General features: G+C 72.9%; 19 protein-coding genes and 1 pseudogene. 14 read left to right on the top strand and 6 right to left on the bottom strand.

Annotated elements, in window-relative coordinates:
- Positions 1-7: 7 nt before the first annotated feature.
- A complete protein-coding gene (locus BC793_RS00870; protein WP_146246148.1) occupies positions 8-568 on the top strand; it encodes a hypothetical protein in 561 nt (186 codons plus the stop codon).
- On the opposite strand, the gene BC793_RS00865 is transcribed toward BC793_RS00870, so the two are convergent.
- Positions 551-3,391, bottom strand: coding sequence for a helix-turn-helix transcriptional regulator (locus BC793_RS00865; RefSeq protein ID WP_109588596.1), 2,841 nt, complete (start codon positions 3,389-3,391; stop codon positions 551-553). The genes BC793_RS00870 and BC793_RS00865 overlap by 18 nt on opposite strands.
- Positions 3,392-3,563: 172 nt before the next feature.
- Here BC793_RS00865 and BC793_RS00860 point away from each other — a divergent pair, with 172 nt between their 5' ends.
- Both BC793_RS00860 and BC793_RS49420 read left to right on the top strand, forming a co-directional pair.
- The gene (locus BC793_RS00860) at positions 3,564-4,439 is read left to right on the top strand and encodes an alpha/beta hydrolase family protein (RefSeq protein WP_158319173.1); all 876 of its coding nucleotides are present in this window, start codon (positions 3,564-3,566) and stop codon (positions 4,437-4,439) included.
- Positions 4,440-4,580: 141 nt separating this feature from the next.
- A complete protein-coding gene (locus tag BC793_RS49420) occupies positions 4,581-5,792 on the top strand; it encodes an LRV domain-containing protein (RefSeq protein WP_158319172.1) in 1,212 nt (403 codons plus the stop codon).
- Between the two features lie 24 nt (positions 5,793-5,816).
- Here BC793_RS49420 and BC793_RS00850 read toward each other — a convergent pair whose 3' ends face one another.
- Positions 5,817-6,215, bottom strand: a complete 399-nt coding sequence (locus tag BC793_RS00850; protein WP_109588593.1) for a MerR family transcriptional regulator — start codon at positions 6,213-6,215, stop codon at positions 5,817-5,819.
- A 147-nt stretch (positions 6,216-6,362) separates the two neighbouring features.
- Between BC793_RS00850 and BC793_RS00845 the strand changes: the two genes are divergently transcribed.
- The gene (locus BC793_RS00845) at positions 6,363-7,127 is read left to right on the top strand and encodes an SDR family NAD(P)-dependent oxidoreductase (RefSeq protein WP_109588592.1); all 765 of its coding nucleotides are present in this window, start codon (positions 6,363-6,365) and stop codon (positions 7,125-7,127) included.
- 326 nt (positions 7,128-7,453) lie between these two features.
- Here BC793_RS00845 and BC793_RS00840 read toward each other — a convergent pair whose 3' ends face one another.
- Positions 7,454-7,714, bottom strand: coding sequence for a YciI family protein (locus BC793_RS00840; protein ID WP_109588591.1), 261 nt, complete (start codon positions 7,712-7,714; stop codon positions 7,454-7,456).
- 50 nt (positions 7,715-7,764) lie between these two features.
- Between BC793_RS00840 and BC793_RS00835 the strand changes: the two genes are divergently transcribed.
- Positions 7,765-8,424, top strand: coding sequence for a Crp/Fnr family transcriptional regulator (locus BC793_RS00835; protein ID WP_109588590.1), 660 nt, complete (start codon positions 7,765-7,767; stop codon positions 8,422-8,424).
- 380 nt (positions 8,425-8,804) lie between these two features.
- On the opposite strand, the gene BC793_RS00830 is transcribed toward BC793_RS00835, so the two are convergent.
- A complete protein-coding gene (locus tag BC793_RS00830) occupies positions 8,805-10,037 on the bottom strand; it encodes an MFS transporter (protein ID WP_109588589.1) in 1,233 nt (410 codons plus the stop codon).
- 193 nt (positions 10,038-10,230) lie between these two features.
- A complete protein-coding gene (locus tag BC793_RS00825) occupies positions 10,231-11,463 on the bottom strand; it encodes an MFS transporter (RefSeq protein ID WP_307784565.1) in 1,233 nt (410 codons plus the stop codon).
- Between the two features lie 65 nt (positions 11,464-11,528).
- Between BC793_RS00825 and BC793_RS00820 the strand changes: the two genes are divergently transcribed.
- The gene (locus tag BC793_RS00820) at positions 11,529-12,530 is read left to right on the top strand and encodes a LacI family DNA-binding transcriptional regulator (protein WP_109588588.1); all 1,002 of its coding nucleotides are present in this window, start codon (positions 11,529-11,531) and stop codon (positions 12,528-12,530) included.
- Between the two features lie 66 nt (positions 12,531-12,596).
- A complete protein-coding gene (locus tag BC793_RS00815) occupies positions 12,597-13,094 on the top strand; it encodes a hypothetical protein (protein ID WP_109588587.1) in 498 nt (165 codons plus the stop codon).
- Between the two features lie 127 nt (positions 13,095-13,221).
- Here BC793_RS00815 and BC793_RS00810 read toward each other — a convergent pair whose 3' ends face one another.
- Positions 13,222-13,863: a hypothetical protein gene (locus BC793_RS00810; RefSeq protein WP_170167183.1), complete on the bottom strand. Its 642-nt coding sequence runs from the start codon at positions 13,861-13,863 to the stop codon at positions 13,222-13,224.
- Between the two features lie 174 nt (positions 13,864-14,037).
- Here BC793_RS00810 and BC793_RS00805 point away from each other — a divergent pair, with 174 nt between their 5' ends.
- The 7 genes and pseudogenes from BC793_RS00805 (at position 14,038) to BC793_RS00775 (ending at position 21,323) form a co-directional block, all read left to right on the top strand.
- A complete protein-coding gene (locus BC793_RS00805) occupies positions 14,038-15,270 on the top strand; it encodes an efflux RND transporter periplasmic adaptor subunit (protein WP_109588586.1) in 1,233 nt (410 codons plus the stop codon).
- 83 nt (positions 15,271-15,353) lie between these two features.
- Positions 15,354-16,076 carry a response regulator transcription factor gene (locus BC793_RS00800; RefSeq protein ID WP_109588585.1) on the top strand — a complete coding sequence of 241 codons (723 nt, stop codon included), beginning with the start codon at positions 15,354-15,356 and terminating at the stop codon, positions 16,074-16,076.
- Positions 16,073-17,485 (top strand): sensor histidine kinase, encoded by a 1,413-nt coding sequence (locus BC793_RS00795; RefSeq protein WP_203896088.1) that lies wholly within the window; start codon positions 16,073-16,075, stop codon positions 17,483-17,485. The genes BC793_RS00800 and BC793_RS00795 overlap by 4 nt, the downstream gene beginning before the upstream one ends.
- A gap of 65 nt (positions 17,486-17,550) precedes the next feature.
- Positions 17,551-18,753 carry an efflux RND transporter periplasmic adaptor subunit gene (locus BC793_RS00790; protein WP_109588584.1) on the top strand — a complete coding sequence of 401 codons (1,203 nt, stop codon included), beginning with the start codon at positions 17,551-17,553 and terminating at the stop codon, positions 18,751-18,753.
- Positions 18,750-19,433: pseudogene (locus BC793_RS00785) on the top strand (ABC transporter ATP-binding protein); the annotation flags it as partial. The gene BC793_RS00790 and the pseudogene BC793_RS00785, both read left to right, overlap by 4 nt.
- A 134-nt stretch (positions 19,434-19,567) precedes the next feature.
- Positions 19,568-20,770 carry an ABC transporter permease gene (locus BC793_RS00780; RefSeq protein ID WP_109588582.1) on the top strand — a complete coding sequence of 401 codons (1,203 nt, stop codon included), beginning with the start codon at positions 19,568-19,570 and terminating at the stop codon, positions 20,768-20,770.
- A 19-nt stretch (positions 20,771-20,789) separates the two neighbouring features.
- Positions 20,790-21,323, top strand: a complete 534-nt coding sequence (locus BC793_RS00775) for a hypothetical protein (RefSeq protein WP_109588581.1) — start codon at positions 20,790-20,792, stop codon at positions 21,321-21,323.
- Positions 21,324-21,340 lie beyond the last annotated feature (17 nt).

Genomic DNA, 21,340 nt, shown 5'->3' with positions numbered 1-21,340 from the left:
CGGCGGAATGCGACGTGAAACGGTGAAGACGCGGCTCCGGGTGGCGATCCGGAGCCTGATCGTCGACGAGTACTCCCTGTTCATCCCCTGGGCCGGCGACCGGGGGGTCTCCGAGGTCGCCTTCTGCTCTCAACTCGCCCGGCACCTGGCGCCGACGCTGCCGAAGACGTGGGACGTCGACGTCGAGTACAACCGGGCCCTTGAGAACGAGGTCAAACGGGACCCGTCGGACCAGGTGCGCCGGGCCGACCTGGTCGTGCACCGGCGGACCGGTCGCGGCCCCGCCAACAACCTGCTGATCATCGAGATGAAGACGGCCGAGGTCCGCCCCGGCGACGAACGCGGCGGCACCGAGATCTCCCTGCAGGGGCTGATGCGGAAGTACGAGTACCAGCACGGCGTCTTCCTGAGGCTGGTGGACCTGTACCCCGAGTGGAAGTGGTTCGGCGGCGGCGAGAAGGACGACGACGACTTCCGCCCGGTCTTCGGCACCGCGACGCTGGAAGTCGTCCTCGCCGAGGCCGAGACCTACTGGCAGGTCCGCCAGACGCTAACGGGCGGTCAGTAGCCGGGCCATCTCGGTGCGCGACCGCACTCCCAGGCGGGCGAAGACGTTACGCAGATGGTGGTCGACGGTCCGCGGGCTCAGGTGCAGCTCCTGCGCCACCTCCCGATTGGTTGCACCGCCGGCGACCAGGGACGCGATGCGCTCCTGCTGGGCGGTGAGCGCCGGCCCCGCCGGAGGTGGCGTCTCCACGCGTTCCCCGGCGGCGCGCAGCTCCCGTACGCTCTGCTCCGCCCACGGGGCGGCGTCCAGCAGCTGGAACGTCTCGGCGGCCCGGCGCAGGTGGGTGCGGGCCGCCACGTTGCGGCGGCGGCGGCGCAGTGATCGGCCGTACAACAGCTCGGTGTGTGCCCGCGGGAAACCCGCCTCGCCCTCGCGCCCCAGCGCCGTCTCGAAATGCCACGCCGCGGACTCGCCGTCGTCGGCGCGCAGCGCCCGGCAGCGGTCACGCAACGCCAGCCAGCCCGGCTGCCCGGTCCGCCCCGCCCACCGGTCGAAGGCCACCGCCACCGGCTCGACCGCCTCCCGCGCCCCGATCTGCGCCGCCGTCTCCAGCAGATGCGGCACCACGGCCACCCGCAGCAGCGCCGAACCCGGGCCGGGCGGTGCCGCCACCACGGCCAGCAGACGCTCGGCGGCGACCTGACAACGGCCGTCGACCATGTCGAGCAGTGCCAGCGCCCACTCGCACAGCGGCCGGGACGGTCCGTCGGGCACCGACGCGATCCGGCTCAGGGCGGTGTCCCGGTCGCCGACCAGGGCGGCGAGTACCGCCAGCACGGCCAGATGCGCCCCGGCCAGAACCTGCTGGCCGGTGCCGCGGGCCACCGCGGCCCCGTCCATCGCGGCCTCGTTCGCGGCCGGGTAGTCGCCGGACGCCATCCCGGCCAGCGCCGCCAGCTCCAGGGCCTGCGGCACCAGCACCGACGCCCCCGCCTCCCGGGCCATGACCGCGGCCCGCCCGGCCAGGGCGGCGGCCCGGCGGGCGTCACCGATCAGGATGCCCGCGGTCGCGGCCCGCAGCAGCGGTCCCGGCTCGGCGACCCGGTCGGCCAGCGCGACCGCCTGCCGCAGCCGGACGAACGACGCCGCCTCGTCGCCGTCGGCGATGCACGCCAGCCCGGCGACGTGATGGAACGCCAGCGCCACCGCGGGCGGCTCGTCGCCCCGCTGCCCGGCCGCGACCCGGCGGGCCAGGGCGGCGTACCGGTTCTGCTCCCCGGAACGGCACGCCGACTCGCCGGCCAGGGCGAGCGCCTCCAGCGCCGTACCCGGGTCGGACTCGGCGAGTTCGGCGGCGACGTCCAAGAGCACATCGCGGGCACCGGGACGGCCCTCCGGCAGGCTCATCTCGGCGGTCAGGCCGCGGGCGCGGACCCGGGCGTTGCCGGCGGCCGCGGGAATCCGGCGGATCAGCTGGCCGGCCTGGTGCGGCCGGCCCGCCAGCCACGCCGAACGGGCCGCCGCCAGCAACAGGCCCGCCTTCTCCGCAGGGGTCGGGCACAGGCCGGCGGCGTACCGGGCGGCCTCCGCGGCGACCCCCGGATCCGCCGACCGCGCGGCACCGGCCAGATCCCGCGCCAGGGCCGCGTCCGGGCCGGTGGTCGCGGCGGCACGTTGCAGCAGCGCGGGCAGCCGGGCGCCGCGTTCCTCCAGCACCGCGGCGAGCGCGGCGTGGGCCGCCCGCCGGCGGGCGACAGGCATCTCGGCGTACGCGACCCCGCGCATCAGTGGCCCGCGGAAACCGACTCCCGCGGCCGTGACCGTGATCAGCCCCCGCCGCTCGGCTGCCGCGAAGTCGGCGAGCCCGCCCGCGTGATCCTCCGGGTCGCCATTGTTCGCCGTGCCGGCTTTCGGGTCGCCGCCGTTCGTCGCGTCGGCTTGCGGCTCATCGCCGTCCGTCGCGTCGTCTTTCGGGTCGCCGCCGTTCGCCGCGTCGCCGTTCTGGTCGGCTTCGCGGAGGGCGGCGGCCGCGGTCAGCAGCGTGTCGGGGGCGGCGTCCGGGGCCGCGGCGGCGAGCAGCAGCAACTCGCGGGTGCGGGGCGGCAGGACGTGCAGTTCGGCGGCCAGCCGGCGGCGCAGCGGACTGTCCGGCGGCAGCGTCTCCGGCGGGGGAGCGTAGCCGCGGCGCTGCTCCGGGCTCAGGCCGCGGACCAGGTCGATGAGGGCGCCCGGGTGCCCGGCGGCGATCTCGGCGAGGCTGCCGGCGACGTCCTCGGCGAGGTCGGGGGCGTGTGCGGTGAGCACCTGCCGGGCGGCGGCGGGGCCGAGCGGGCCCAGTCGGTGCACCGGGAAGCCGGCCGGTTCGGCGCCGGCCGGGACGGCGGCGACGATCGCGATCCGCTCGGTGCCGATCCGGCGGGCGGCGAACACGACGGCCCGCCACGAGGACGGGTCCAGCAGGTGGGCGTCGTCGACGAGGCACAGCACCGGGCGGGTGCGGGTGGCCGTACGGACGAGGGATAGCGAGGCGAGGCCGGCCGCGAGGGGATCGCCGGGGTCGCCGCCGAAGGCGCGCGACAGCGCTTGGCGCGTCGCCGGGGCCAGGTCGGCGAGCCGGTCACGCAGGGGTGTGAGCAGGGTCTGCAGGCTTGCGTACGGCAGATCGCGCTCGTCGGCGAAGCCGGTGGCGGTGAGCACCGTCCAGCCGTCGGCGGCCTCGGCGACGGCGTGCAGCAGCGCGGTCCGTCCCTCGCCGGGGCCCGCGGAGATCACCAGGACGCCGCCGCGCCCGGCCGCGGCCGCCGAGGTCAGACGGCCGATGTCGGCGAGGGCGTCACCGCGTCCGGCCAGCCCAAGTTTCTGCACTGCCGGTGCATCAATCATGCGGCGAGTGTGCCGTGCCCAGGGCCGGAACGGAACAGCGTTGCGGTAAATGAAATTTCCGGGATGTTGCCGTCCGATGACAGAACGCAGGCGATTTCACCGATGCGTGCTTGTTGTCGCACTGCCAAGACTGACCTCCGTCGATGCAATCCCCCAGGTTAGGAGAGTCGACGTGACATCTGTCCCGAAGCGAGCTCTGCGCTGGCTGGCCGTTGCGGCCACCGCGATCACCCTCACCACCGGCACCGCCGTCGCCGCACAGGCCGCCGCCAACCCGTACGAGCGGGGCCCCGCACCCACCCTCTCCGCCCTCCAGGCGTCCCGCGGACCGTACGCGGTCAGCCAGACCTCGGTGTCCAGCCTGTCCGTCTCCGGCTTCGGCGGCGGTGAGATCTACTACCCGACCAGCACCGGTGACGGCACCTTCGGCGCGATCGCCATCTCGCCCGGGTACACCGCCTACTGGTCGAGCATCTCCTGGCTCGGGCCGCGGCTCGCCTCACACGGATTCGTGGTCATCGGCATCGAGACCAACACCACCCTCGACCAGCCGGCCTCCCGCGGCTCCCAGCTGCTGGCCGCCCTCGACTACCTGACCCAGCGCAGCTCGGTGCGTACCCGCATCGACGCGAGCCGGCTCGCGGTGTCCGGGCACTCGATGGGTGGCGGCGGCAGCCTCGAAGCCGCCAGCGACCGGCCGTCCCTTCAGGCCGCCGTCCCGCTGGCCCCGTGGAACGCCGACAAGTCGTGGACCGAACTCCGGGTCCCGACGCTGATCATCGGTGGCGAGAGCGACAGCATCGCATCGGTCTCCTCGCACTCCATCCCGTTCTACAACAGCATCCCCGCCTCGGCGGAGAAGTCGTACCTGGAACTGAACAACGCCAGCCACTTCTTCCCGCAGTCCACCAACACCCCGACCGCGGTGCAGGCGGTCGCCTGGCTCAAGCGGTTCGTCGACAACGACACCCGCTACGACCAGTTCATCTGCCCGGGGCCGAGCAGCAGCTCGATCTCGGACTACCGCAGCACCTGCCCGCTGAGCTGACCTCCCGGTGGCGAGACCGGGCCGGCTTCGCGCCGGCCCGGTTGCCGCGCTTTCCGCCCGGCTCCCGCCTGGGGGTCCATTTCGGTCACTCCGCCGACAGCCCGTGGATAGCCGAACCGAAGTTCCGTAATGTTCGTCATCGTGTCCAACCCCCTGCGCGGCCTGGTTCGCAACCCGGCCCTCCCGGCTGCCGCCCTGGTGCGGCTCGCCGGCGACGACCGGATCAGCCGGTGGGACCTCACCGCCCGGCGCGCATGGACCGACGAGGCGTTCGACACCCTCGCCGCACACCCCGACCCGGAGGTACGGGAGGCGCTCGCCCAGAGCCCCGGCGCCACCGGTGAACAGCGCGCCCGGCTCGCCGGTGACCTCAGCATCCGGGTCCTGCAGGCCGTTCTCGAGGGCCCGCCGACCCGCTGGGCCGGCCCGCTGCCCGGCCGGGTGCACCGCCGGCTCGCCGAACACCCCGAGCCCCTGGTCCGTGACCTGCTCACCTACCTGCCCGGCACACCCCGCGACGTGGTGGCGCTGCTCGCCCGGGACCGGCATCCCGGCATCGCCGACGCCGCCCGCGCCCTGCTGGACCGCAAGCCGTACCAGCCCGCCTCCCTCGGCCGTGACCAGGCGGTGCTGTTCGCCTCCGGCGGCTCCGACTGGAACCGGGAACGCGCCGCCACCGACCCGGCCCTGCCCGCCGAGTGGATCACCACGCTCGCCGCCGATCCGTCGCCCCGGGTCCGCCTGGCCGTCTCCACCCGTCCCGAGCTCACCGAGGCCCAGCGCGCCGCCATCGACTACCCGGTCCTCCCGGCCGACGCCACCCCCGCACTGGACTGGGTGCTCGCCGCCGGGCCGGCCGAACTGGACCGGTGCGTACGGTCGGCTCATCCCGTCCTGCGGCGCAGCGCCGCCTGCCACCCGGACCTGCCCGCCGACCTGCTCGCCGCCCTCACCGCCGACCCCGATCCCGCGGTCCGGGCCCTGCTCTGCTCCCACCAGGCACACGTCCCCGGCGAACTCGTGCTGGACACCTACCTCGCCACCGGCGACGAGGACCTGCTGCGGCATCCGGCCTTTTCGGGTACGGGCCTGGCCCGCCTCGCCGACGACCCGTCACCGGAGGCCCGGGCCCTGGTGGCGCTGGATCCCGCCGCCCCGCCGGAACTGATCGACCGGCTCAGCCGGGACCCGTCCACCGCGGTCCGTCGCGCCATGGCCACCGATCCCCGGCTCCCACAGCCCCGCCTGCTCGAACTGCTCGACGACCCGCCCACCGCCGAAGCGGCCGCCGCCAACCCGGCCCTGCCCGCCCGGGTGATCACCCGCCTGCTGGCGGACGCCGGAATCCGCTGACCGCTGTGGCTGCCCGCCGGGTTCCTACCCGCTGAGGACGCCGGCCGCCACACTCTCCTCGGTGGGGAAGCCGGCCGGGGCCGCATCGCCCGCCAGGTAGCGTTCGAGCATCTCGCGACGCTGTGCGATCTGCTGCTCCTGACGGGCCAGCCGGTCGCGGACCTCCTGCACCCGGGCCTGCAACGCGCTGCAGTCACCGGTCGGGCCGGCCGTCCCCGCGCACGGCAGGATCTCCCGGATCACCTCCGACGGCAGGCCCGCGCTGTAGAGGTCCTGGATGAAGGCGACCTGGCGGACCGCCTGCTCGTCGTACTCCCGGTAGCCGTTGCCGCGCCGCTCGGCGGCCAGCAGACCCTGCTCCTCGTAATACCGCAACGCCCGGGTGCTGACCCCGGCGGCCCTGGCGAGTTCCCCGATCCGCACCGTTACCCCACCCGTCCTCGATCCGGAGTCGGCGCTCAGCGGCGACCTCGGTTTGACATTGACGTCGACGTCCTCGATCCGGAGTCGGCGCTCAGCGGCGACCTCGGCTTGACATTGACGTCAACGTGAAAGTTTAGCGTTCCCGGCATGACGAACTACGGGTTGATCACCGGGGCCGGCACCGGTATCGGGGCGGCCATCGCCGAACGGCTGGCCGCGGAAGGCACGAACCTCATCCTGGTATCACGGGACGTCGCCCGCCTCGACGAGACGGCCGGACGGCTGCGGGCCGCGCACGGGATCGAGGTGCGGACCCTCTCCCTGGACCTGTCCCGGCCGGAGGCACCCGCCGAGCTGGCCGAACACCTCGCCGGGACCGAGGTCGACCTGTTGATCAACAACGCCGCCGTGGCCCACGTCGGAACGGTCGCCGACACCGGCCCCGGCCGGATCCGTGCGACGGTCGACCTGAACGCCGCGGCCGTCGCCGAGACGACCGCGCGGTTCCTGCCCGCCATGCTCGCCCGCGGCCGGGGTGCCGTCGTCAACATCGCCAGCACCGCCGCGTACTCCCCGGCGCCGTGGAACGCCGCCTACGCGGCCTCGAAATCGTTCGTGCTCTCCTTCACGCAGGCACTGGCGGTGGAGACCGAGGGCACCGGGGTCCGGGTGGTCGCGGTGAGCCCCGGCGCTGTCGAGACGCCGATGAATCCCGGTCACTTCCGTGGCAAGCGCCGCCCCGACCAGGTGGCCGACACGGTGATGGCGGCACTGCGCGGGCGAGCGCCCGCCGTCGTCGACGGCCGTTTCTACGCCGCCCAGGCGTTCGTGTTCAGCCGGATCCTGCCGACCCGCACGGCGTCGCGCCTGCTCGGCCGCTTCTTCGCGAAGGCGGCCGCACTGCCGCGCTGAAACCGGTCGCCGCACCGGGCCGATGAGTGTTCCAAATCGGTCCCCCGGGTACAGCGGCCGGCCCGGCGACCGGCCCGACAACCGGCCGGGCGACCGGGCCCCGTGGACCGGGTCCGTTGACCGGGTCCGGCGACCGGCCCCGTCGACCGGGTCCGTCGAACTCGACCCAGGCCCGGTCGACGCGGTCCGCATCCCGGCCGACACCGGCCTCACCGTCGCCACCCGCGGTCGCCACCTGCCGTCGCCACTCGGCGTTGCTGCAACGGGCCCTCGTAACGCCCGGCCCGAGGGCAGGAAGCGGGTCCGATCGAAGCACGCCAGCGGTGTCAGAGCAGGAAGGGGCTCCACTCCCGCACGCCACGCACCTCGACGCCGGGAGTGCTGAAGTAGGGGTCCGCGGCCAGAAACCCCTGCACCGCGGCACGGTCGGTGACGTCCACGACGATCAGTGCCCCGCTGTCGTCGGCCAGCGGGCCGGCCATCCGGACGACCCCGTCGCGGTGCAGCCCGGTCAGCCGCTCCCGATGGACGGGCCGCGCGGCGAGCCGCTCCGGCGCCGAGGTGAACGCAAGTTCGACGATCCACATGCACCCGACGCTATGCCGCCCGTACGTCCCGGGGATGTATCAGTTGATACGTGACTTCCCTAGGCACGATCCCGGCACTGCGTGACCTCCCGCCGGACCGGCTCGCCGACCTCGGCCGGCGGGCCAGGCCAGCACGCTTCGCGGCGGGCGACACACTGCGCCGGCCCGGCGATCGAGCATCCGACGTGGTCTTCCTTCTCACCGGTACGGTCGTGGCCACCCACGACACCGCAAGCGGAGGTGAGGTGTGGCCGGCCAGATGGACCGGTCCCGCGATCGCCGACAAACCGGCTGTCCTCAGCGGCGAACCGTCCCCGACCGGACTCCGCGCGATCACCGCCGCCACAGCCGGGCTGCTGCCGGCCGCCGGATTCCTGCGCCTGCTGCACGACGAGCCGCAGGTCCGTGCCCACGTGCTGGCCGCCCTGGCCCGCGACGCTCTGGCTGGCCGGCGCGAACTCCTTCACGCGGTGACACTGCCCGCGGTGGCCCGCATCGCCTCCTGCCTGCTCGACCAGGATCCACAGCGCCGGACGGCCTGGCCCGGCACCCAGGACGAGCTGGCCCGCGTTCTCGGCCTGAGCCGGGTGACCGTCAACCGTGCCCTGTCCCGGCTGACCCGCGCCGCCGCGATCCAGCTCACGCCGGGCGGCATCACCGTCACCGACCGCACCCGCCTGGCCGCCTTCACCGCCCCCGGAATCCGTTGACCCCCAGCCGGAACCCGCCTGTCATCCGGGCCCGTCCACGCTGGGCAGCCGCGCCCGGACGACGCGCAGGGCGGCGAATCATGCAGCTGGTCCTCACCGCTGTCTCAGCGGAGCTGAGACAGCGGTAGCCGCCAGCCGCGTCATTCCGGCTGGTCGTCACCGCTGTCTCAAGCGTCTCGAGACAACGGTGACAGCCAGCCGTGTGGTTCTGGCTGGTCGTCACCGCTGTCTCAAGCGTCTCGAGACAACGCTGACAACCAGCCAGCCGTGTGGTTTTGGCTGGTTGTCAGCGTTGTCTCAGGCGTCTTGAGGCAGCGGTGACAGCCAGCCGGGCGGGCCGCGGTCCGCGGGCGGTCACCCGTAGCCGGGGAGCGGCCCGCTCAGACGAGTGCGGGCTCCTCGACCGAAGCGGCCGGCTCGGGTGTGCGGTCGAGGCGGAAGCTGACCAGTGCCAGCAGCAGCCCCGCGATCGACAGGCCGATCCCCAGCCACGCCGACGCCAGGTATCCCCAGCCGGCCGCGATGACCGTGCCACCGAGGGCGGCGCCGATGCTGTTGGCGATGTTCAGCGACGACTGGTTGACGGCCGCGCCCATCAGCTGTGCGCCGGGCGCCACCGCGATGAGCCGGGACTGCAGTGCCGGAACGATGAACAGGCTGGCCGCCCCGACCAGGAACGCGCCGACGACCAGTCCGGCCGGATGCCCGGCGACCAGTGCGAAGAACGCCACCGACCCGATCAGCCCACCGAACCCGAACAGCACGCTGCGCCGCAGGTCACGGTCGGCGGCGACACCACCGAGCGCGATCCCGACGGTCATGCCGAGCCCCATCGCCGCCAGCACCCACGGGACCGTCGACTCGTCGAGCCCGGCGACGTGCGTGGTGATCGGCGCGATGTAGGTGTTCACCGCGAAGAATCCGCTGGTACCGACGGCGACGGCGAGAGCGACGAGCCAGACCTGCGGCGAGCGGAAGGCCCGCAGTTCGGCGCGGGGTGATCCGCCGGTCGCGGCCCCCGTCGACGGTACGGTCGTGAGCACCGCGACAAGACTGAACGCGAACACGGCCGCCACCGCCAGGTAGGCCGCCTCCCACCCACGTTCCTGTCCGAGCACCGTGATCAGCGGAACCCCGACCAGGCTGGCCGCGGTGAGCCCGCCGATGACGATGGACACGCCTTTGCCGTGGTTGCCAGGCCCGAGGATGGTGGCCGCGAGGATCCCCGCCGCCCCGAAGTACGCCCCGTGCCCGAGGGCGGCGACGAACCGGGCCGCCAGCACCAGTTCGAAGGTGGGTGCGAGCGCCGAGGCCGCGGTCGCGACGACGAACAGCACCAGCAACCCGACGACGAGCCGCCGCCGGGGCACCCGGGTGGTCAGGACGGCGATGGTGGGCGCCCCCACCACGACACCGAGCGCGTAGATCGTGATCATCCATCCGGTCTGGGCGAGGGCATCCGGAACCGACGCCGCATACGCCCCGGGCAGCAGGTCACGGGCCATCTCGGGAAGCAGCCCCATGGCGACGAACTCGGTGAGCCCGAGCCCGAAGCCACCCAGCGACAGGGCGAGGAGTGCCGCCCAGCGGCGCCCGGCGTTCAGTGTGTCCACGGTGCCGACCCTAGAACGTTCTAGTAGTCCCGGGAATAGAACGTTCTAGCAATCACAGTGCCCGCCGGCGGGGTTCAGGCCGCGACGGGTCGGGGGCCGGGGTGTGGTGCGGGCCGGGCGGAGGCTGCGGACGGGGTTCAGGCCGCGACCGGGTCGGGGGTCGGGGGGACCGGGCGGAGGCTGCGGACGGGGTTCAGGCCGCGACCGGGTCGGGGGCCGGGGCGGTGGCGGGGACCGGGCGCAGGCTGCGGACGGCGAGCAGGAACCCGGCCGCGGCCAGGACGGCGCCGATCCACACCGGTGACAGGTACCCCCAGCCGGCGGCGATGGCGGCTCCGCCGAGGGCGGCCCCGAGACTGTTGGCGACGTTGGCGGCGGACTGGTTGACGGCGGCGCCCATCAGCTGGGTGCCGGGCGCCGACTCGATCAGGTGTGATTGCAGTGCCGGCCCGATGAACGCGCTGGTGGCGCCGACCAGGAAGGCTGCCGGGAACAGGGCGGCCGGGTGACCGGCGGCGACGCCGAAGACGACGACCGCGGCGATGACGGCCACGAAGCCGTAGCGGATGGTGCGCCGGAGGTCGCGGTCGGCGGCGGCTCCGCCGGCGGCGATGCCGACGGTCATGCCGAGTCCCATGAGCGCCATCACCCACGGGACGGCGCTGTCGGACAGCCCGGCGACCTGGGTGGTGAGCGGCGCGATGTAGCTGTTGACGGCGAAGAACCCGGCGGTGCCGACGGCGACGACCGCGGAGGCCAGCCACACGCGCGGGGAGCGGAACGCGCGGAGTTCGGCGCGCGGCGAGCCGCCGGGGGCGGCGGCGACGGTGGGCACGGTTGCGAGCACGGCCAGGAGGCTGAGGGCGAAGACCAGGGCGACGACGAGGTACGCCGTACGCCATCCGTGGCTCTGGCCGAGGCTGGTGACCAGTGGCACCCCGAGCAGGTTGGACGCGGTCAGGCCGCCGAGCACGATCGCGAAGCCCTTGCCCTGGTTGCCGGGGCCGAGGATGCGGCCGGCGAGGATCGCGGCGGCGCCGAAGTAGGCGCCGTGCGCGAGGGCCCCGACGAACCGGCCGGCGAGGACGAGCTCGAACGTGGGGGCGGCGACGGACAGCACCGTGCCGACGAGGAAGAGCCCGAGCAGCCCGAGGACCAGGTGTTTGCGGGGGAGCCGGGCGGTGAGCGCGGCGATGGTGGGCGCGCCGGCCACGACACCGAGGGCGTAACTCGTGATCATCCAGCCGGCTTTGGCGACGGCGTCGGGCGGCGAGGTGGCGTATTCGGTGGGCAGCAGGTCACGGGCCATCTCGGGCAGCAGGCCCATGGCGGAGAACTCGGTGAGACCGAGCCCGAAGCCGCCGAGGGAGAGCGCGAGCAGGGCGGCCCAGCGGCGGCCGCGGGTGAGGGTGTCCACCCACCGCATCCTAGAACGTTCTAGTTGCTGTGCCGATAGAACGTTCTAGTCGTCACACCCCGTACCATCGCGGCATGCGTTCAGGGGAGCGGCGGATCACGCTCGCCGACGTCGCGGCCGAGGCCGGGGTGTCGGTGGCGTGCGTGTCGATCGTGATGCGGGGCGCGCCGGGCGCCGCAGAGACCACCCGCGAGCGGGTGCTCAAGGTGGCGCAGGAGCTCGGCTACCAGCCGGACAGCCGTGCCCGGCTGCTGCGCAGCGGCCGCAGCCGCCTGCTCGGCGTCGTCTTCGACGTGCGGCACCCGTTCCACCACGATCTGCTCACCGGGCTCTACGACGCGGCGGGCGCGGCCGGCTATCAGCTCACCCTCAGCGCGGTGACACCGAGACGCGGCGAGCGTACGGCCGTCGGCGACCTGCTCCAGGACCGCTGCGAGGCGATCGTCCTGTTCGGCGGGACCATGCGCTCCGCCGAGCTCGCGTCGATCGCGTCCCGTCTGCCGGTCGTGGCGATGATGCGCAGCTCCCGCCGCCGTGACGTCGACGTGGTGCACAACGACGACGCCCTCGGCTCGCACCAGGCCGTCGACCACCTGGTGTCGCTGGGCCACCGGCGGATCGCGCACGTCGACGGCGGCACGGTGCACGGCTCGGCCGAGCGCCGCACCGGCTATCAGGAGGCGATGCGCCGGCACGGCCTGGGCGAGCACATCCGGGTGGTGCCGGGCGGCGCGGGGGAGGAGGACGGTGCCGCGGCCGCCGCGAGGCTGCTGATCGACCCGCCGACCGCGGTGACCGTCTTCAACGACCTGAGCGCCACCGGCCTGCTCGACGTACTGCACCGCAACGGGCTGAGGGTGCCCGGTGACATCAGCGTCGTGGGTTACGACGACACCAGCCTCAGCCGCCTGGCCCACATCGATCTGACCACTATCGGTCAGGACATCGACGCGCTGGCGACCCGGGCCATCCAACGGGCCGTCCAGCGCATCGAGGGCACCCCGTCCGGGCCCCGCGCCGTGATCATCGCGCCGAAGCTGGTCGTCCGCACCACCACCGGCGCCCCACCGGGGTGAGACGCGGGCCGGATCCGATGGCCGGAACTCGACCGCACCGGTGGCCGTCAGAGCACGATGACTTCCATGACCGGTTCGCGTCCCGCCCGGCACGTGTCGGCGGCTGCTCTCGCCGTGATCGTCGCCGCCCTCGCCGGCTGTACTCCCGGCGATGACGAACAGTCCACCGTGGTCGGGACCCCGGCGACCTCCGCCGCCACCGTCTCCCCGCCACCCGCCACGTCCGCGGAGCCCCGGCCGGGTGACGACCGGCAGACCATCGAGTACCGGGATGTGCAGGTGGACGTGCCGGCCGACTGGGTGCGCGCGGAGAGCCGGGGCTGCGAGTTCGAGTTCGTGCAGTGGCAGCCGGCCGGGTCACCCCCGTGCAGGCTGACCACCGGGGTCGTCTTCTACGGGGCGGCCACGTTCGACCCGGCGCACCGGCCGGGCGTGCAGAAGGGCAAGGGCGACACCTGGGTGGGGTACGTGTACGCCGGTGATCTGGCGGTGTACGCGGCCGGGCCCGACCGTGCTCTGGTCCAGGACGTGCTGGACACGGCCCGGCCGCCCGCGCCGCGGTGAGGGCCCCCGGGAGGAACCGTGCCGGCGTCGCATCGGCGGGCACGCGGGCCGTGCGGAGAAACCGTGCCGGCGTCGCATCGACGGGGGGACGCGCGACGCCGGCACGGTGGCCTGGTGGTGCGGGCTCTCAGGAGGTCGCGGTGGCGATCGGTTTGAGGACCGAGCAGGTCTCGACGGCCTTCTTCACCGTCGCGTCGGAGGTGTCCGGGTTCGTGGTGTCGGTGACGCCGTTCTCCTTGAGGCAGTTCTCGTAGGCGGCGTTCGCACCGCGGCCACCACCGCCGTTGCCGTTGCCTCCACCGCTATTGCCACGCCCGGCGCCCATGCTGGGCCGCACCGACGCGCACGCCTCCTGGGCCTTCTGCCAGGTCGCGTCGTCGACGCCCTCGGGCTTGCTGAAGCCGCCACCGCCGGGGAAACCGCCGCCACCGCGCTGGCCGGCGCTGCCGGAGGGCCGCGGCCGGCCGGACGGGAGCACTCCGGACTCCCCGCCGCCGGGGCCGCCGGAGGGGCGGACGCCGTCGGGTGCGCCGGACGGGCGGGTGCCGCCGCCGGGACCACCGGACGGCATGGTGACGGTGACGCCGTTCTCGTTGAGACAGCTGATGTACGCCGCGAACGCGCTGTCACCGCCGCCGTTCTGACCGGTGGTGCCGCTGTCGTCGGTGGTCGCCTCGTCCGAGCCGCACGCCGCCGTGAACAGCATGGCGACCGAGACCGCGACGACGGCTACGGTGCGGCGGGGCGCCTTCGAACTGATCACCGGCACGGGGAATCTCCTTAAATCGGCACTGGTGCTCCGGACGTGTGAAGAAAAGCGGCCGCACCTGTGCGCAAGGTCGGACGGCCCTAGGAGTTACCTAAGAACGCCTTCCGGCGCTCCGAGCGAACTCCCAGGTAGGACCGAGCCCGCGGCGAGGACCACTCGGCACACTCGGCGACCATGGGTGTTGCACTGGCCGGTCGCCGGCGTCTGATCTGGCTCGCCGTGGCGGTCGTCGTGCTCGCGCTGATCGCCTTCGGCGTGGTGCGTGCGCTGACGGCCGGCGCGGCGCGGGAGGAGTCGAAGGCGGCCGAGATCGTCAGGGCCGACAGGGGCGCGGTGACCACCGCGGTCGCCACCACCGGCACGCTTCAGGCGGCGCAGACGCGCAGTCTGTCGTTCGCGGTGTCGGCCGAGGTGGAGACCGTCGAGGTCCGGGCCGGTAACACGGTCACCGCCGGGCAGGTGCTGGCCACCGTCGACGACACGGCCGCGGCGGAGAAGGTCGACGACGCCTCGTCGGCGCTGTCGGACGCCTATGACGCGCTGGAGTCGGCCCGGTCGGCGGCCACGTCCACCACCTCGTCCGGTTGCGACGTGGCGGCCGCGTACACCACATCGGTTTCGGCATCGGTGTCCGCGTCGGTTTCGCCGTCACCATCGGCGACGAAGACGGCCGGACCGCCGGCTTCGGCCTCGCCCACCGTGTCACCGTCGGCGACGAAGACGGTCAAACCGCGGACCTCCGCCACGAAGACCTGTTCCCCGTCGGGCAACGGCGAGGGCGGCACCCGGGGCGGCTCGTCGGGTGGTGACGCGATCCTCAGCGCCCAGCAGCGGGTCAACGCCGCCGAGGTGGCACTGGAGGAGGCCGAGGAGAACCTGGCGGGCGCGGCGATCAGGGCCCCGATCGCCGGGAAGATCCTCTCGGTGAGCGGCCGGGTGGGCAGCACCGCCACGTCCGGTTCGGCGTTCATCACCCTGGCCGACGTCTACGACATGCAGATCAGCGCCGACTTCCCGGAGGCCGACGCCGACCACCTGGAGGTCACCCAGAAGGCGGTGATCACCCTCGCCGACCGGCCCGGCGAGACGTTCGGCGCGACAGTGGTGCAGGTCGACCCGGTCGGCACCAGCGACGGCACGCTGACCCGGTTCGGTGTGGTGCTGTCGTTCGACGACGCGCCGGACGAACTGCTCGTCGGGCAGAGCGCCAACGTACGGGTGACGACCGGAAGCAAGGAGGAGGTGCTGCGGGTACCGAGTACGGCGGTGCACGATGTGTCCGGGGACAGCGGAACCGTTCTCAGCAACGGCGCCGAGGTGCAGGTCACGTTGGGTTTGCGGGGCGACCAGTACACCGAGATCGTCGCCGGGATCACCGAGGGTGACCCGGTGGTCAAGTCCTGGTGAGCAGCGTTCTCCCCACCGGCTCATAGGTCATTCAAAGAAAGCGCTGATAGTTCTGTACGGTGCTCTCCGATACCCGTGGTCCCATGACTCTCAGTGACGCCGCGCCCCGGCCCTTCCGGGTCCTGGTCGTCGATGACGAGCCGAACATCTCCGCGCTGCTCAGCGCGACGCTGCGGCTGGTCGCCTTCGACGTCCGCGTCGCCGAGAGCGGGCACGGCGCTCTCGTGGCGGTGCAGGAGTTCGAGCCGGATCTGATCGTCCTCGACGTGATGCTTCCGGACGTCGACGGGGTCGAGGTGGCCCGGCGGTTGCGTGCCGCCGGCCATCGGGTTCCGGTCCTGTTCCTGACCGCCCGTGACGCGGTGGAGGATCGCATCCTGGGGCTGTCAGCCGGCGCGGACGACTATGTCACCAAGCCGTTCAGTCTCGAGGAGGTCGTGTTACGGATACGCGCGATCCTGCGCCGCAGCCTGCCGGAGGAGCCGCGGGAGGACACCGGGGTGCTGCGGTACGCGGACCTGGAACTGGACGAGGACGCTCACGAGGTGCGGCGCTCGGGCCGGCTGATCGAGCTGTCCCCGACCGAGTTCAACCTGCTGCGGTACCTGATGATCAACGCGGGCCGGGTGGTCAGCAAGGCGCAGATCCTGGACCGGGTGTGGAAGTACGACTTCGGCGGCGACGGTCGCATCGTGGAGTCCTACGTCTACTACCTGCGCCGGAAGATCGACCGGACCGATCCGCCGCTGATCCACACGGTGCGGGGAGTGGGGTACGCGTTGCGCCTGCCCCGAAGCGACGATTGATCCCGTGGCGGTTCTGGACGCTGAAATCCCGGCTCGTCCTGGTCGTGGCCGTGTTGTCGGGCATCGCGCTGGTGGTGGCGAACGTCGTCGGCGTACTGCTGATCAGGAAGTACCTGGTGGACCGGGTCGATGATCAGCTCGTCGGCATCAGCCGGCCGTTGTCCGACATCGGTCCCGGGCTCGGTCCCCGTCCGGGCCGCTTCCGTGGTCTCGGCCCCGACCAGATCATGTACTTCTACGCCGTCGACGGGACCTTCGACACCGCCCGTAGTTCGCCGGTCGACGAGACCAGGCCCGCCCCCGGCGCTGTCGCGGACACGGCGGGCCGGCCCTACACGGTGTCGACCGCCGGCGGCTCCGACTGGCGGGTGCTGACGGTCGACATCGCCGGCACCGGGGAGCGGGCGCTCGTCGGCTATGCGCTGGTGGAGGTCGAGCAGACCACCGACCAGCTGATGCTCATCGACGCCGGGGTGATGCTGCTGGTGCTGACGCTGCTCGGGTTCGGTGCGGCGTTCGTGGTGCGGATCGGCTTGCGGCCGCTCACCGAGATGGAGGCGGTGGCCACCGACATCTCCGGCGGCAACCTGTCCGGCCGGGTGCCCGGCACCGACCCGCACACCGAACCGGGCCGTCTCGGTCTCGCCCTGAACGCGATGCTCACCCGCATCGAGGGGGAGGTCGACGCGCGTACCGCCTCGGAGCAGCGGCTGCGGCAGTTCGTCGCGGACGCCTCGCACGAGCTGCGTACCCCGCTCACCTCGATCCGCGGCTGGGCCGAGCTGTACCGCCGCGGCGGCGCCCCGCCCGGCCCCCAGCTGGACGAGACAGTGGGCCGGATCGAGGCCGAGTCGGCGCGGATGGCGGTGCTGGTCGAGGACCTGCTGCGGCTGGCCCGGATGGACCAGCACCGTACCCTCGACCTGCGCCGTATCGATCTGCTGGAGATCGCGGCCGAGACGATCCGCGACGCGTACGCCCGGATGCCGGGCCGTCAGGTGCTGCTCGCCGGGCTCAGCGACGCCGAGGACACGTTCGAGCCGGCGACCGTGCTCGGCGACGACCACGGGCTGCGGCAGGTGGTGACGAACCTGGTCGCCAACGCGCTGAGCCACACCCCGGCGGGGACGACCGTGACCGTCCGGGTCGGGCTGGACGGCGACGAGGCCGTGCTGGCGGTCTGCGACGACGGCCCGGGTGTGCCGGCGGAGCACGCGCCCCGCATCTTCGAGCGGCTCTACCGGGCCGACCCGAGCCGGTCCCGGGCCAACGGCGGCGGCTCCGGGCTGGGCCTGGCGATCGTGGCGGCCATCGTGCGGCAGCACGGCGGCCGGGTGGAGCTGAGCGAGACTCCCGGCGGCGGGGCCACGTTCCGTGTGACGCTACCCGCTGTCGGTGACACCGGGTGAGGTTTTGAGGTGGCTCCCAGGTTGCGCCGAACCTCCTCATAGCCCGCGGCCCCAGAGTGTGCGCCATGAAGGTACGCCTGAGCCGCCACCCGTCGGTGGTGGTCAACGCCGTGATCGGCGCCGTGCTCGTCGCCGGGGCCTATACGGTGTACGAGACATTTTCCGGAACCGACGACGGGGCGACGGCCGCGACGGCCGCCGAGCGAACGGTCACCGTCCAGCAGGGCACGGTCACCAGGACCGCGACCGCGGACGGCACCCTGGAGAGCGCCAGCACCGCCAGCGCCACCTTCGCCACCAGCGGCACGGTCACCTCGATCAGCGTCAAGGTCGGTGCCCGGGTCAAGAAGGGCCAGGTGCTGGCCAAGGTCGATCCGGCCGCCGCCCAGCGCGCGCTGGACGCCGCCGAGGCCGACCTCGACGCCGCCCAGGACGCCCTGGACCGCGCCGAGGAGGCCGGCTCGGACACCTCCGACGCCGAGAACCAGGTCACCGAGGCCGATCTGGCCGTCGACGAGGCCGAGGCGGCGGTCGAGGGGACCACCCTGACCGCCCCGATGGCCGGCACCGTCACCGCGGTCAACGGCACGCTCGGCGGCTCGGCCGCCGGAAGCAGTGCGTCCGGTTCCAGCTCGTCCGGCGGCGGGTCCTCCGGTGGTGGTTCGTCGAGCGCAAGCACCTCGAGCAGCACCAGCGGCTTCATCGAGATCGCCGACCTCACCAGAATGCAGGTCACGGCCGCCTTCGCCGAGGCCGACGCCACGAGCCTCAAGGACGGCCAGGTCGCCACGGTCACCTGGAACGCGCTCAGTGGCACCTCGCAGAGTGCCGAGGTCGCCGCCATCGACCCGTCCGCGACCACCGCCGACAGTGTGGTCACCTACGGCGTCACGCTCACCCTGGACAAGGTGCCGGCCGGTGCCAAGGTCGGCCAGACCGTCTCGGTGTCGGTCACCACCGGCTCCCGGGAGAACGTGGTCCTGGTCAACGCCGCGGCGATCACCACGGTCGGCAACCGGCACACGGTCACCGTGGTGGCCGGCGGCGTGCAGGAGAACCGGTCGGTGGAGATCGGCCTGGAGGGCGACGCGGCCACCGAGATCACCTCCGGGCTCACCGCGGGCGAGCAGGTCGTCGTCAAGACCACCACCACGGGTACGGGCAGCGGCACCCAGCAGGGCGGCGGCGGGTTCCCCGGCGGTGGCACCGGGTTCGGCGGCGGCCTCACCGGCGGCGGTGCGGCGCCCGGCGGCGGGAGGACCCGATGACCAGGCCCGTCCTCCAGGTCACCGGCCTGACGAAGATCTACGGCCAGGGCGAGGCGACCGTGCACGCGCTGCGCGGGGTCTCCGCCGTCGTGCACCGTGGCGACTACGTGGCCATCATGGGCTCGTCGGGTTCCGGCAAGTCGACCCTGATGAACATCCTCGGCGCGCTCGACATCCCCACGTCCGGGCGGTACCTGCTGGACGGTGTGGACGTGAGCAGGCTGTCCGACGGGCAGCTCGCGCTCGCCCGGAACCGGCTCATCGGGTTCATCTTCCAGTCGTTCAACCTCATCCCGCGTACGAGCGCCGTGGCCAACGTGGAGCTGCCGCTGGCGTACGCCGGGGTCAGACCGGGACAGCGCCGCCGGCGCGCCATGGAGGCCCTCGACGTCGTCGGTCTCGCGGGCCGTGCCGATCATGAGCCCAACCAGCTCTCCGGTGGCCAGCAGCAGCGTGTCGCGGTGGCGCGGGCCCTGGTCACCGAGCCGGCCCTGCTGCTGGCCGACGAGCCCACCGGCAACCTGGACTCGAAGTCCACCGACGACGTGCTCCAGGTCTTCGACGACCTCAGCACCGCCGGCCGGACCATCGTGATCATCACGCACGAGGACGAGGTCGGCGCCCGCGCCAAACGGCTGATCCGCCTGGTCGACGGCTCGATCGTCACCGACCAGCGGCAGTCGCCGATCCACCTGCCGCCGGTCGGCGCGGCGATCGCGCACCAGTCCGTCGCCGACGCGGGCGGGCACATCCGGGCACGCCGCCCGGACGCCGGCCCGGCCCCGGTCCACACCGTCGGAGGGCGACACCCCCAGTGAACTTCTTCGAGGTAGTCCGCTTCTCGCTGCGTGGCCTGTCGGCCAACAAGCTGCGCTCCGCCCTGACCATGCTCGGCATCCTGATCGGTGTCGCCGCGGTCATCCTGCTCGTCGCGGTCGGCAACGGCTCGGCCCAGGCGATCAGTGACCGGATCGAGGCGCTCGGCACCAACACCATCACCGTGATGAGCACCGGCCGCGGCGGTTCCAGCAGCACCGCCCTCACCAAGGAGATGGCCGACGCCCTGACCGATCCGGAGCTGGCGCCGGACGTCAGGTCGGTGTCGCCGGTGGTCAGTGCGTCGTCGGCGACCATGACCTACGAGGGCTCCGATCATGCGGTCGCCACGTTCGTCGGCACCACGCCGAGCTGGTTCAGCGCCTCCACCACCCCGGTCGGGCGCGGCGCGGCCTTCAGCGATGACGACGTGGACCAGGGCCGGCGGGTCGTGGTGGTCGGGCAGACCGTCGCCGAGGAGCTGTTCCCCGGCGTCGACCCGATCGACAAGCAGGTCACCGTGGGCGGCGCGCTGTTCACCATCGTCGGGGTGCTCGCGGAGAAGAGCTCCACCGGCTTCAACGACGCCAACGACACGGCGGTCGCCCCGCTCACCGCGGTGCAGCAGGTGCTCACCGGCTACGGCGCCCTGACCTCGATCATCGTGGAGGCCGCAAGCCCGGAGAAGGTGGACGCCGCCCAGTCCGAGGTGTCCACGATCCTCGACCAGAAGCTGGACGTCGACGCGTCGTCGGGCAGCACCCCGTACCGGATCCAGAACGCGTCGTCGCTGCTGGAGACGCAGACCGAGACCGCCGACACGTTCACCACACTGCTCGGCGCGGTCGCCGCGATCAGTCTGCTGGTCGGTGGGATCGGCATCACCAACATCATGCTCGTCACGGTGACCGAGCGGACCCGGGAGATCGGCATCCGCAAGGCACTCGGCGCCCCCCGCCGGCTCATCCTGACCCAGTTCCTGATCGAGGCGAGTCTGTTGAGTGTGCTGGGCGGCGCCCTCGGGGTCGCCGCCGCCCTGATCGGGAGCCAGTTCGAGATCGTCGGGGTGAAACCGGTGATCGTGCCCAGTTCGATCGGGTACGCCGTCGGCGTGTCCATCGCGATCGGCCTGTTCTTCGGCGGCCTGCCCGCCGCCCGCGCCGCACGCCTGCGTCCCATCGACGCGCTGCGCTACGAGTGAGGACCCTGCTGTGACAACGATGAACGACGAGACCGCGATCATCTCCACCGGGGATGACGACGGCCGGGAGGACCTCTCCGCCGCACTGGCGGCCGCCGCCCCGAAGAAGTGGTGGAACAGGGGCACGGTCGCGCTCGGCGTGGCCGCACTGTTGATGGGCGGCTTCCTCGGCGGAGTGCAGGCGCAGAAGCAGTGGGGGACCACCACCGCGAGCGCGGCCGGCGGCTTCCCCGGCGCCGGCACCGGCACGCGGGGCTCCGGCGGTGGCTTCCCTCGGACCGGTGCCAGCGGTGCCCCGGGCGCGGCGGCTCCCGCGACCACCGCGGCGGCCGGCGGCACCACCGGGAAGGTCAAGCTGGTCAACGGCAAGACCATCTACGTGGAGACCGGGGACGGCACGGTCGTCACCGTCCGGACCGACGGATCGACCACCGTCAACACCGCGACGAGGGGCAGGCTCGCCGACGTCAAGGCCGGTCAATCGATCATCGTCGAAGGCGCGACCGCCGGCGACGGATCGGTCACCGCCAGCACGGTGACCGCCACCAAATGACCAGGATGTGACATACC

Source organism: Actinoplanes xinjiangensis (assembly GCF_003148685.1).
Taxonomy (GTDB): Bacteria; Actinomycetota; Actinomycetes; order Mycobacteriales; family Micromonosporaceae; genus Actinoplanes; species Actinoplanes xinjiangensis.
The sequence above is the reverse complement of the archived record's forward strand: the minus strand, read 5'-3'. Positions and strand labels throughout refer to the sequence as shown.

Excerpts from the sequence above, each read along its gene's own strand:
- BC793_RS00870 (WP_146246148.1), top strand. The coding sequence starts at position 8 with ATGCGACGTGAAACGGTGAAGACGCGGCTCCGGGTGGCGATCCGGAGC.
- BC793_RS00865 (WP_109588596.1), bottom strand. The coding sequence starts at position 3,391 with ATGATTGATGCACCGGCAGTGCAGAAACTTGGGCTGGCCGGACGCGGT.
- BC793_RS00845 (WP_109588592.1), top strand. The coding sequence starts at position 6,363 with ATGACGAACTACGGGTTGATCACCGGGGCCGGCACCGGTATCGGGGCG.
- BC793_RS00840 (WP_109588591.1), bottom strand. The coding sequence starts at position 7,714 with ATGTGGATCGTCGAACTTGCGTTCACCTCGGCGCCGGAGCGGCTCGCC.
- BC793_RS00825 (WP_307784565.1), bottom strand. The coding sequence starts at position 11,463 with ATGCGGTGGGTGGACACCCTCACCCGCGGCCGCCGCTGGGCCGCCCTG.
- BC793_RS00820 (WP_109588588.1), top strand. The coding sequence starts at position 11,529 with ATGCGTTCAGGGGAGCGGCGGATCACGCTCGCCGACGTCGCGGCCGAG.
- BC793_RS00815 (WP_109588587.1), top strand. The coding sequence starts at position 12,597 with ATGACCGGTTCGCGTCCCGCCCGGCACGTGTCGGCGGCTGCTCTCGCC.
- BC793_RS00805 (WP_109588586.1), top strand. The coding sequence starts at position 14,038 with ATGGGTGTTGCACTGGCCGGTCGCCGGCGTCTGATCTGGCTCGCCGTG.
- BC793_RS00800 (WP_109588585.1), top strand. The coding sequence starts at position 15,354 with ATGACTCTCAGTGACGCCGCGCCCCGGCCCTTCCGGGTCCTGGTCGTC.
- BC793_RS00790 (WP_109588584.1), top strand. The coding sequence starts at position 17,551 with ATGAAGGTACGCCTGAGCCGCCACCCGTCGGTGGTGGTCAACGCCGTG.
- BC793_RS00775 (WP_109588581.1), top strand. The coding sequence starts at position 20,790 with ATGAACGACGAGACCGCGATCATCTCCACCGGGGATGACGACGGCCGG.